Genomic DNA, 12590 nt, shown 5'->3' with positions numbered 1-12590 from the left:
TATCTTTCTATATTTCAAGAATTTCTTGTTTAAGACCTGCAAATTCTGCAAATTCAACTATTGCTTGATCAATATCTGCTAAATTTAATTCAGTTTTTTCATTAGTTTCAAGGTTTTTTACAATGACAATATCTGAATTTGAAATAATTGGATCTTCAAAAATAACAAAACGATTTTTCTGTTTATAAGCTTGTTCAAATCCTTTTTTGGTTTTAATTAAATCAAAATTAAATATTATTTCAAATTCATCTCCATAAGCAAAAGCTAAACCAAAGTATAATTCATTAAGTTTTTCAAAGGAAGTTTGTTTTTCAGTGGCAAAAATGTAAACTAAAGCATTTGGAACATATCCAATATTTGGAACATTGTGAATTTGATTTTTGTCATTTTTAAAGAAAATTTTCAAAATTTCTAAAAATCGATCAACACCAAATCCAAAACCAACACTTGATAAATCAGGACCATTTAATTCAGAAATTAAACTTGAATATCTTCCTCCACCAATTAGGGTTAGTTCTTGTTTTTTATCTTTTCAATTAATTTCAAATACAATTTCATCATAATAATCCAGACCTCTTACTAAAGTATCACTAATTTTGTATTTAATATTATATCCATCAAGAATATTTAAAACATCTTGCAAATATTTTTTTGACTCTGCAGTGTAAAACTCAGAAATTTTGGGAGCACTTTTAATAAAATCTTTTTGAGAATCAATTTTATCATCTAAAATTCTTAAAACATTACCTGAATTCAATCGTTCTTGAGATAGTTCACTTAATTGATCTTTATAAGGAATTAAGTATTCTTTTAATGCTTTCTGATAGTTTTCTCTTGTTTTATTATCTCCAATTGAATTAATTAAGACTTCGAATTTATTTTTTTTGATATTAAAATTTTCAAATAATGCTTCTAAAAAAACATTTGCAGTTAGAATGACATGAGCATCCTTATAAGGGTTTTTGTTTCCAATAAATTCAACTCCAGTTTGATAAAACTGACGATATCTTCCATTTTGAGGTCTTTCATAACGAAACATTGGACCTGAATATGCAAACTTATCAATTTCATTTTGGTTATATCATTTGTTGTTGACAAACATTCTTATAAATGAAGCAGTTCCTTCAGGACGTAACACTAAATTACGATTACCTTTATCAGTAAAATTAAACATTTCTTTTTTAACCATTTCACTGTTAGGGTTAGTTCGTTGAAATAATTCAGTGTATTCTAAAATTGGCATTTCTACCATTTGAAAACCAAGTTTTTTTACAACAAATTCAAAAATTTCTAAAACTATTTTTTTTTGATTATATTCATAAATTGAATATTCAATTGTTCCTTTAACTTTATTTATCATTTTTAGTCCTTTTTAGTGTTATTTTTATATAATTTTTATTTTATCATTATTTTTGTTAAAAAATATTTTTTCAAAATTAAAATAATTTTTCCTTGCTGTTTTAAACTTTAAAATAATATAATTTAATTACTATGAAAAGTAAATTTTTTTATTCAATGTTAACTCTTAGTTCTATTTCAATTATTAGTGTTGCAACAAACTGTTCAAAAAATTCTAACAATCTTGATAAAAAAGATATGAATTCTCAAATTGCAACTCCTCAATATGCTAAAACCAGTTTTGAAATTATTGATTTTTTAGCTTTAAATAAAGCTATTGAGCTTGAAAAAACTCAAAGAGATCGAGGATATTTTTTTGTTTATTTAGATAATACAAAAAAATTACTATTTAAAAAAAATGGAAAAACTGCTCTTTTTAAAATTGATAATTCACCAAAAGAATTAAATGGATTAGGTAATGATGGAAAAATTTTAAAAGGAGTAAAAGTTTTTTACAGAGATTATATAAATGAAAAAAAACCTGAAGAAAATGTAAAAAATGAAAATGAATCAGTAACAATTCAATATATTGATGAGGATAAAATTAAAACTTTTAAATTATCAACTAAGTTAAAAACAAATCAACTTGAGAAAAATGATGAAATTATTAATTCTGTATCAAATAAAAATAATTTTAAAACAAAACCAATAATTCAAGAAGATGATGAACTAAAAATAGCTCATTGAAATATTTTAAATTTTGGGAATGTTTCTAGTTTGCAAAATAAATTTAAAATTGAAGTAATTGCGAAAATAATTTCTAATGTAGATCCAGATGTTATTGGTTTAACAGAAATTAATTATAAATCTGGAGAGAGTGTGATTAAAATTGTTGATTCATTAAATAAATTTTCAACACATCGAAATTATAAATTTTTATATCAACCAGTAAGTGAAGCAAATCCTAATGTTAGTGAAGCAACTAAAGAACAAGTTGCTATTATTTATGATGATAATAAAGTTGAGCCAGAAGCTTTTGAAAATGGGAAAATAGGTGATAGTTATCTAGAAGGACAATTAGATGATAACAATCAAATAGACTATGATTATGTTCGTCCTCCATATGGAGTTTTGTTTAAAGTAAAACAAAGTCAAAGGTTTTTTACAACTATTTTTGATCACTTTGATAGTCCAGGAAAGAAAAAAGGATCAGAAGAAATTTCTTTTGTTGATGCAAATAAACATTTAAACCTTAAAGAACTTCCAAAATCAATTGGTTCAATTGAAGGATATGAAGCATATACTTTATCAGAAGTTTTTGATTATTATAATAAAATAGGTGGGCAAAATATTGTATTTGGAGGAGATACAAATATTCCAAAAAACTCAGAAATTATTTTTAAAGAAATTTTAGAAAATGGCTATAAATCAGGCTGAAAGGATACATTTAAAAATTCAACATCTTTAAAATCGCCTGAAAAGATTAAACAATCATATCAAAGTACAAATTTTGAAAATATATATTCTGAACCTTATGATCGAATGTTTTTTGATAATTATTCTTTTAAACAAAATCCTAATAATTATGATCATTTTAAATTTGATATTTATAAAGAATATTATAACAATATTGACTTTAGAAATTTTGTCAAACAAACTTATAAAAATATTTTAAATGAAAACTTAAATGAAGGACAGAATATAGATAAGAATTCAAATAGTATTTGATATGTTTTAAGATATATGGTGTCAGATCATTTATTGGTTTATCTTGATTTAAAGTTAAAATAAAAAAATGGGGTTTTAAGTTCCCATTTTTTTATTTTAAAACAGCTAAATTATCTTTTTGTTATTCTCATAAGTAAATTAACAATATGGAATACAAGTGTCATATATAAAATAAGTAACTCAATTCCTTCTCTAATAACATCAAGGATATAAACACTTGAAGTAAATGCAGCAGTGTTTTCTGCTTTTAAAAGTAATTTTCTTCAAGTAAAAATACTAAGTAAGCTTACAATTGCAATTCCTAGTGTGGAAACAGCTACTTGAATTCCTCTTCTTGGTGCTGATATTGGAATAAATAACAATATAAAAGAAATAATTATTGCAACAATAAAAGCAACAGATAAAATTGAAACAAATACAGATAATTTTCTTAAATCTACTAAATCGAAAATTGCCAATACTGCTGCAATTGCCATTACAATAATTGGAATTCCAAATATTAAAATAATTGTTCAAAATTGAGCTTGTATGTATCATAAACCAAAACCAATATAAATAGGCATTATGGTTATATTAAAAATAAAATAAATTATAGTTAAAGATCAACCAGGATTTGCCCTTCTTGAATAGGTTCAATTAACTATAAATCATGGGATCATGCCAATTAAGATAATATAGACCAAATTTGACGGAGATAAAAAAGAGAAAAAGCCATTTCCATTTTTGAAAGTGAAAAAACTCCCTATTGAAATAACACCAAATAAAAAAATCCCTGCAACAAATACAATTAAAACATGTGCTAGATATTTTGAAGAATAGTTTCTTTGTGCGCCAATATAATTAAAATTACTTTTACTAAACATAAATTAATTATATCAAATCTTAGAAAAAGATAATTTTTTATACAAAAATAAAAATAAATTTACATGAAAATAGTAATATGATAATTTTAATTAAAACAAGTAAATTAAATTATAATTTAATCGTATACAAAATTTAGGTGAGGGATTTATGAAAATTAAAAAAATTTTACTTGTTTCATCAATGTTAGCAGCTTTTACACCAGCTGTTGCATTAGTGTCATACTTTAGCATTAAAAATAACAAAATTAAAGTTTTACCGCAAACTGATCAAAAAGAAGGTGAAGAAAAACCTACTCCTGCCAAAGATACTGGCGAAGACATATTTGAGTTAAAAGAAATTTTTGAAATTGTTTCACAAGATAATTTAGATTCTGAAGCAGCAAAAAGCTATGCACAATATCCTAATATGAGATTTAGAGCTTATAATAATGAAGAAGCAGAGCAACTTATAAATGATGAAAAAAATAGTAATAAAGAAAAATCAGAAGAAGAAAAAATAAAATTAAAAAATGATAAAATGAAGATTTTCACTGCTAGTTCTAATAGCAAAAAACCTAGAACAGAACTCATTAAATTAAAAGATAATTTTGACATATCTAAATTACAACTTAAAGAATATGTTAACAAAAATAAAACTGATGAATATAAATATATTGAAGCTAAATTTGTTGTAGAAGATAACAAATTTAAATTAAGATTTGAATTCATTTATGAAGAAAATAAATATTATCAAGAAATTCCCATAAATTTTAATTTTTATGATATTACTATTTCAAAATTTGAAGAAAATATCAAAGAATTTACTTTATATAAAGATACAAAGAAATTAAACAATAATCAACTGCAACAAACATATAGTGATTATGTAAAAAAAATTGAATCTTTACAAAATGAATTTATTAATGATTCATACACTAAAGAAGATTTTAAAAAAGATCTTAAAACCTTAAAAGAATATTTAAATTCACTTTTTATTGTTAAAGTTAAATTAGAAAAAACAGATAAAAAAAATTTAAATAATTCCCGTGAAAAAGATATTCTTAGTTTTGCCAACAAACAGATGAAAGAAGCAAAAGAAAAATCTACAGAAAATAATCAAATAAAAACTATTTTTATGGTAAGCAATTCAAAAGAATTAATGTTAAATTATGAAGATTTTAATAAACTTTTTATAAAATTAAGAGATAATTACCTTAAAAAAGTAAAAGGTCCAGAAAAAACAAATACTGTTGATAGTATGGATCAAAAACAAAAAAGTGAAGAAACCAAAGACACTTCATCTACAAATTCAACAAATGTAATCACTAATTCAAACTCAGAATCTCAAAATGATTCATCTTCTAAAACTAATAATGGTCAGATGCAAGACAATAAAGTTACTGGAACTTCAAGTGCAGAAACAGGCAATCAAGCAAATAAACAAAATAGTGGTGACTCAAGTGCAACAACTAATGATTCTCAAACTTCAAGTGGAATTTCTGATTCTAACACTACTGCACAAACTTCTGATCAACAAGCTGATAATACTCAGATGCAAAATAGTGAAGCTGCTGGAGCTTCAGGCACAGAAGCAACTAATCAAGCAAATAAACAAAATAGTGGTGACTCAAGTGCAACAATTGATACTTCTCAACAAGCTTCAAGCGAAAATACCCCCCCCACTGTTACAGAAATTACATCCCCTCAAGATGCATTTGAAAATTTAAACACTTCAAACATATCAAATATTTTAAAACAAGTAAAAAATAATTTTGAAGTTAAAGTAGAAGAAATAGATGGAACTATAAAACTATTAGCAAAAGCCAAAAAATACAAAAATATTGCTGAAATAGCAACTTTAAAATCAGGTTTAGATTTAAGTAAATTTGCTACAAAAGATTCATCTGGTGTTAAAGTGCTCAAACAAAATGCGGTTAAATCTGAAGATGGCTCTTCAATTGTTGTTACTTATGAATATGATAATGTAAAATATACCCAAACACTTTCTGGTTCTTAGTTAAAATTAATTTAAAAAACATCAAATTTATTTTTGATGTTTTTTAATTATTATTATTATTATTTAGTAATAATATCTTCAAAATTTACAATAGAATCTTTAGTTAGTGGATATTGATAATAAGGTTGAACTAAAATTTTATTGATTGACTTTGTTGGATCAAAAGCAATAAAGGAAATTGGTAATGGAATTAAATTATTTAGTTCAATAATTAATTTAATTTGATTGAATTTATTTTGATTGTTAATAAACTGATGTAAATTTTTTTCATTAATTAAATTAAAATTACTTAAAATTTCATAATTCAAATTTAGGTTTTTTTTGTTTAAATATACAGAAAATTGTTCATTTTCAGTGATTAATTTAATAAATTCTTCTAATGAATTGTTTAAATATTGATAATTAAATTTTTCAATAAAAAAATTTCCATTATTAATTTCATTTTCTGAAAGTTTAAGAACTTCAACTTCAAGTCGCTCATCAATTGAATTTAATAGTTTTACATAATTGAAAATAATTTTAAATTCAGTTTGATTGATATTTTTGTCAATAGGATATTGAAATTTTATTTTTTTATTTTTAAATACTGAATTTTTTAAATAAAATTGATCAATTAATTGTTTTAAATATTGTTTAATTTTATCAAAATGAATATTTTGAAATTGTTTTTCAAAATTTAAAATATTTTTATTTTCAAAATAATAATTTTTTTCATCAACAAAATTTATTTTTGAAAAATTATCAATATATTGGATTGTAGTTCAAATATATGCATCATTTAAATTTTCAAAAGTACTTTCTTCATTTAAATTGTTATTTAATTTAGTTTCAGGCAATGCAAGGGAATTTCAGTAATAATCATAACCAAAATTATTAAATAGAGCAAATTTTGAATACAATCTTGATATTCAATATTTAAATTGATAACTTAAGTTTTTATCTTTAAAGTATAAATTTTCAAATACATCATTAAAATATTTTGGTTTGTTTTCATTAATTTTGGTTTTATAAATTCAGTTTTGTCTAATTTTTAAAAAATTATTTTGAACCAAATCTCTGAGGCCATATTGACTTGATTTTTCTAAAATATCATTTTTTTGATATGAGTTAAAAACATTAAAATTAACTTCAGAAATTAAATTCTGTCGAAAAGATCTAAATTGTTGAACACGAAAAGTTTCAATATCAAGAGGTGTAGGGGCAAAAGAAATATCAATTATGTTTATTTTATTGGCAAATTTATTATCATTACTTGTTTCAATAAAATTATTTTTAATTAATTGAATTTGATTAATTGTATTTTTAGTTGGTAAAAAAGGAGATAAGTATAATTCATTAAAATTTGGGTCAGTAGAATTTAAAACTTTAGGATTAAAAATTAAATTTTGCATTAATTCATTTTCAATAAAAAATTTTGCTTTGTTTGATTTATTTTCAATAATTAATTTATCATTATCAACTTTTAAGTTAATTCCATATTTAGTGTTAAATAAATTAAAATCTTTTTGAGTAAAATTATTTAATATATTTTTTGCATGTAATTTGTAATTAGTTTTTTTGCCATCTTTAGTTACAAAATTTAAATCCTTTAAAGAAAACTCTATTTTATTTGCATTATTTATATTGATTCAAAAATTAGGATGATTAATTGAAGTTATATCTTTGCTAGTTCCAAAAACAATAAATTTTTGTTCAGAAAAATCATCAATAGGCAAATACTTATCATTAATATAAGTTAATGTTTTATTTTCATTAAAATACAGTTTAATACTTTTTGCTAAATAAAAGCTTAAGTAGTTAGTTGATGGTTGTGTTATTTTGTTATTTATTTTATCAACAATTAAATTTCCTGAGCTACTATATTTAATTAAAGGAGCAAAAAGAGCTTTTTCAATAGCATTTTGGTATTTACGATTTTCATGAATTTTAAAGTTGCCATTTTGATATGGATTTGGACTGTTAAAATTGATTATGTATTGATTGTTGGGCTTGACTTGATTGGTTTTGATGCATGAAAAACTAGCAACGGATGTTACAATTATAGAAAGTAAAAATATTATTTTTTTTATTTTCATGTTAATCCTATCTATTAATAAAATAGTTTTTAGTAAGACTAAAACTAATTATTTTAAATCACCCAATATAAAAAACTGACAACATAAAAGTTGCAATAAAAAGCAAAATATTATTAGGATTGTCAATTATTTGTTTGTATAAATTACCAATATTATTGTAATTGTAAATATTTGGTATTTCAAAAAATGATAATGCAGCCAGTGATAAAAGTCCTAATGCAAATTGTTCACCAATTAAAGGTAGCATTTCAAAGAAACAAATTTTAGTTATTTTTCAAATAATTTTTAAATCACTAAGACCCAAAACTTTATAAGCAACAATAAAATCTTTTGACACTAAAGAAGCACTATAGTTGTATGAGTTGTAAAATACTGGAAAAAAACCAATAAAAGTTAAAATTAAAACGGCTTTTCAAAATGAATAACCAAAAGTTTGAAATAAAATCAAACTCATTAATAAAAAAGGAACAATCATAATAACACTTGCACTTCAGTGAGTTATTTTTGGTAATTTAAAATTGTAATAATAACCTATTATTGTTCCAAAAACAAGACCTAAAATAAGTTGAAAAATAGCACATAAAATTAAAATAATCAAACTAACTAAAAATGAATTAATAAAAATAGCAAAATTATCAATACCATTATGATTTGTTCCAAATATAAAAAAGTAATTATGAGTAGGATCAAGAGTGCGTAAAAGTTGATAAGGATTATATGTTAAAGTAAAGGTTGATTGATAGTTAATAATATTTTCAATATTTAAAAGATTGTTTTCTTTTAAGTAAAACAAATAATCAACAAAAGCATCTTTTTCGTAGCTACGAGTAATTTTAGGTGTTAATACTGATGGTAAATTTTGAACTAATTTACTATCAAAATCTGCTTTAAGAGAACTATAAGGATAAAAAAGTGAACACAAAATTAAAATAAAATTAATTAGTAAAAATAAGAAAATTAAAAATTTATTTATTTTTTTATTTCAAAAACTTTTTCAAAAAAGTTGTTTTTTTGAAATATTTGATAAATTTAATTTATTGTTATTGTTTTTATTTTTTATAAAGGAAAACTTATTTTGCATAAATTTTCCTTTTAAATTTTTTTAAAATAAACCAATTGCTATTTTTTTCAATTTTGTAAAAAGGATTACACAACAAAATTAAAGTCTCAATTATAATTTCAATAACAATAACATTAACAATTAAGGTCAGTATAAAATAAAGAAATAAATAAAGTTCTTTTTCTTTAAATGCAGAAATTAAAATTATACTTTGACCTGGAATTTGAAATAATCTTTCAACTAATAGTGAATAAGAAATTACAAAAACATAAGTTACTACAGTGTAAGGCAAAAATAAAATGAATGAGTTTTTAAAAACATGTTTAAAATAAATATAAATGTTACTTCCGCCTTTAATTTTTGCGAATTTAATTAAATTCATTTTTAAAACTTCTTGAACTTTCAATTTCACTTGAATGGTAAAAAAACTTAAACACAAAATGACAATCAATAAAATTGGTAAAATTAATGATTGCATTCTTGCAAGAAAATTATCAATATTTGAATTAATAAAAATAGTTGGAATATTAATTGTTTCAGCATAAATTATTAAAAGTGGAGCAACTACAAAAATAGGTACTGAAGCAAAAAAATATAAACAAATATTAATTATTTGATCTAAAAAATAATTTTTAACATAAGCAAATACTGTTCCTAGAAAAAATCCTACAATCATTAGAAGAAAAAAACTTGGGACAATAACAAGTAAACTTTTTTGAAAGTATTGATTGTAATAATTGGATATTGAACCAAATTCATTTAAATAACTTTTGTTGTAAAAAAAACCAAATTTAAATTTGAAAAAACCACTAATAAAATTTAAATATTGTTTAATTATATTGCTAGATGGTGAAATAGTTAAAGATAAAATAAAAAAGAAAAAACTAAGCACTAAAAACAGAGTAACAACTCCAATCAAACTTCTTTTCAGAATTAATTTAAGTATTTTCATTATTTTTTCTTTCTAGCTATATTATTAAATTTTACAAAAAAACCGCCTAAGCGGATTTTTTTAAGCTATGTTTTCTTTGACTAAAACTTTTTTAATTTCTTCAAGAGCTAAATCTTCATCACTACCTTCGAATTTGAAAGTAACTTCAGTTCCAGTTTTAACTCCAAGAGCCATAATATTCATAGTTGATTTTAAATTTGCTTCTTTTCCATTAGAAATTAACTTAATTGAAGAAACAAATTTATTTGCTGCAAGAGCTAAATTTGATGCAGGTCGCGCATGAAGTCCAATTGGATCAATAATTTTAATTGTTAATTCTTTCATGATTTTCCTTTTTAAGTTATTAAGTCTAATATTAATTATATCAAAAATCAATTCAATAATAAAAATATAGATAAGTTCATTTTGATTGCTAAACATTTTATAAATTTTGCATATTCAATTTTTTTAATGAGAAAAATATATAATTGTAAATAACATTCAACTATGTTTTATAAAGGGGATTTAATGAAAAAGTGAAGATGATCTAATTTATTAGCAACAGCAATACCAGTTTTAACACTACCAACAATTGCTTCATCATGTAATTATAGTGATTTAAAACCAACTGATGATCAAGAAAAAATAAATGAAAAAATACTTAATGCTTCAAAATATACTTCTGGAGCATGAAACACTATATCAGCTGAAAAAAAAGCAATGACTATCAATCTTTATCAAGCAGCAATTAAACAATTTGATGCTTTAGTTAGTGGTCAAAGTGATGTTTTTGATAATTCTAAAGTTAAAGTAGAAAATAATAAAGTTACAGTATCAAACACTGAAAATGGAAAAAGCATTCCTGTGGTTTTTATGGACATTGATGAAACTATTTTAAATAATTTTGCATATCAAAATTGATTGGTTCTTAATCATCAAACTTTTAATCAAAATTCATGAAATGATTTTGTGCAAGACAAACAATCAATTAAAATTGATGGAGCATTTGAATTTATTGATTATGTTTGAAAACATGGTGGCGTTGTTATGTTTAATTCAAATCGCGAACAAGAAAATCAACTTATTCCAACTCGTGAAAATTTAATTTCCCAAGGACTTAATAAAAGTTATTTACCAGATTGAACATTCTGAATGCAAGGAGTTGATTTATCAAAAGATAAACCATGATCCAACATTCAAAAAGATAGCAATAACAAGCGAATTAAATCAGCAAAAGAAGCAAGAATGAATTTAGTGAATTCAAAAATATGAGATTTAACCACTGAAGGTGAAAATTTTGGAAATGCTGTTTCACTAAAAACTGTTATGAGAATAGGTGATAATTTTGATGATTTTAATGATATTGCTTCAAAGGATAAAACAAATGAACAACGCAATAAGGTTTTAGAAGATACAGGCAAATTATTTGGAAATTTTGATCCGAATACTAAAGGGATAAAATTTACTAAAAATGAAAAAGGAGAAATTATTAAATCAGAAGAAAATTGATCTGAATCTTATGTGTTAATTGGAGGGAATTCATCTTATGGAGGTTGAGAATCAGGGCTTTCTGAAAAATATTTCACACTTAACAAAAAAGATCAAATTAAAGCATTAGATAATGCACTTAATAGTTTGCTTTGAAAACCTTCAAAAGTAAATTAATTTTTAATTCATTTAAAAAACAAAATATTTTCAAAATTAAATGTTTTTAACTAATATTTAGAAATAACACTTAACTTTATTTTATTGTTAAATGTTCTGCTTTCTACAAAACAGAACATTTTTTATTTGAAATAAATCAAAAAAAAGTATTTGCTAAAAATTTTTTTAATATACAAGTGTTATATTTATTTTGGATTAATTTTTAAATAACATTAACTTCTCTTTTTGTAAAATAGTCTAAAAAATTTTCTAATTATCAGTTTATTATTATTATTATTATTTTATTAAAAACAATTTTTTAATTTATTATAAATTGCAAAATTACTAATATTTAAACTTTTTGCCATTTTACAAATAAAAAATATTAGTTTAAAAAATTTGATTAAAAATCTTTGAACTTGATTTAAATAGTGATTTTTTAGTTTTTTTATCTACAACTGTTCATTCATAGAATTTTAATGGAATAAAATTTAATTATTTTGAAAATAAAAAAAGCACCACTATAATTTGTAATTTTATAGTTTTGCATTTTAATTTTTGTTTGAAACTTAAAAACTTTTTTAAAATTTTAATGTTTTTGCAAAATAACAATATTTATTCTTTAATTAATATTTTTTAAATATTTTTTTAGATTCTCTTGAAATAAATTTTCTTGTTCATTAATTTCTTTGTTTAATCTTTTAAGTTCACTTTCCACAAATTCAATATCAATTTCTTCTTGCTCTTCAATTTCATCATTTAAATTGTACAAATTCATAGATAGTGAATAATCATTTGAAACAATGTCTTCATAGGATACTTTTACTGAAAAATTTTCAATTTCCTGTTTATCTTTTCATACGTTAAATATTTTTTCAATGTTTTCTTTTGATAAAATATTTTGTCTTTTACTACTTTGAAATTCATTTACTGCATTAATCATAAAAATTGATTT

Annotated in this window: 10 protein-coding genes; 3 read left to right on the top strand and 7 right to left on the bottom strand. The window is 22.3% G+C overall.

The features are described from left to right. Positions 1-7: 7 nt before the first annotated feature. On the bottom strand, positions 8-1360 hold the full coding sequence (gene hisS, locus U744_RS0102865; RefSeq protein WP_025755583.1) for a histidine--tRNA ligase: 1353 nt from the start codon (positions 1358-1360) through the stop codon (positions 8-10). 131 nt (positions 1361-1491) lie between these two features. On the opposite strand from hisS, the gene U744_RS0102860 reads away from it, so the two are divergent. Beyond that, complete coding sequence (locus U744_RS0102860) at positions 1492-3129, top strand: MnuA family membrane nuclease (protein ID WP_025755582.1); 1638 nt, start codon at positions 1492-1494, stop codon at positions 3127-3129. Positions 3130-3176: 47 nt separating this feature from the next. Here U744_RS0102860 and U744_RS0102855 read toward each other — a convergent pair whose 3' ends face one another. Then, the gene (locus U744_RS0102855; protein ID WP_025755581.1) at positions 3177-3929 is read right to left on the bottom strand and encodes a hypothetical protein; all 753 of its coding nucleotides are present in this window, start codon (positions 3927-3929) and stop codon (positions 3177-3179) included. A gap of 148 nt (positions 3930-4077) precedes the next feature. Between U744_RS0102855 and U744_RS0102850 the strand changes: the two genes are divergently transcribed. Next, entirely contained in the window at positions 4078-5925 is a 1848-nt protein-coding gene (locus U744_RS0102850; RefSeq protein ID WP_025755580.1) for a hypothetical protein, read from the top strand. Positions 5926-5984: 59 nt separating this feature from the next. Here the strand turns inward: U744_RS0102850 and U744_RS0102845 are convergent, their stop codons facing one another. Genes U744_RS0102845 through U744_RS0102830 form a run of 4 tightly spaced genes read right to left on the bottom strand, consistent with a single transcriptional unit; the run spans position 5985 to position 10336 of the window. Continuing rightward, positions 5985-8000 (bottom strand): OppA family ABC transporter substrate-binding lipoprotein, encoded by a 2016-nt coding sequence (locus tag U744_RS0102845; protein WP_025755579.1) that lies wholly within the window; start codon positions 7998-8000, stop codon positions 5985-5987. A 7-nt stretch (positions 8001-8007) separates the two neighbouring features. Then, on the bottom strand, positions 8008-9081 hold the full coding sequence (locus tag U744_RS0102840) for an ABC transporter permease subunit (protein ID WP_025755578.1): 1074 nt from the start codon (positions 9079-9081) through the stop codon (positions 8008-8010). Beyond that, positions 9071-10012, bottom strand: a complete 942-nt coding sequence (locus U744_RS0102835; protein ID WP_025755577.1) for an ABC transporter permease subunit — start codon at positions 10010-10012, stop codon at positions 9071-9073. The genes U744_RS0102840 and U744_RS0102835 overlap by 11 nt, the downstream gene beginning before the upstream one ends. Before the next feature lie 60 nt (positions 10013-10072). Continuing rightward, positions 10073-10336 carry an HPr family phosphocarrier protein gene (locus U744_RS0102830; RefSeq protein WP_025755576.1) on the bottom strand — a complete coding sequence of 88 codons (264 nt, stop codon included), beginning with the start codon at positions 10334-10336 and terminating at the stop codon, positions 10073-10075. 183 nt (positions 10337-10519) lie between these two features. Between U744_RS0102830 and U744_RS0102825 the strand changes: the two genes are divergently transcribed. Further along, positions 10520-11656, top strand: coding sequence for an HAD family acid phosphatase (locus tag U744_RS0102825; RefSeq protein ID WP_025755575.1), 1137 nt, complete (start codon positions 10520-10522; stop codon positions 11654-11656). Positions 11657-12257: 601 nt separating this feature from the next. On the opposite strand, the gene U744_RS04680 is transcribed toward U744_RS0102825, so the two are convergent. After that, positions 12258-12590 (bottom strand): N-6 DNA methylase (locus U744_RS04680; protein ID WP_036431929.1); only part of this gene is annotated, 333 nt, incomplete at its 5' end.

It is taken from the genome of Mycoplasmopsis cricetuli ATCC 35279 (assembly GCF_000526955.1).
GTDB lineage: Bacteria > Bacillota_I > Bacilli_A > Mycoplasmatales > Metamycoplasmataceae > Mycoplasmopsis > Mycoplasmopsis cricetuli.
Note: the sequence above shows the minus strand (reverse complement) of the source record. Positions and strands in the feature narration are given on the sequence as shown.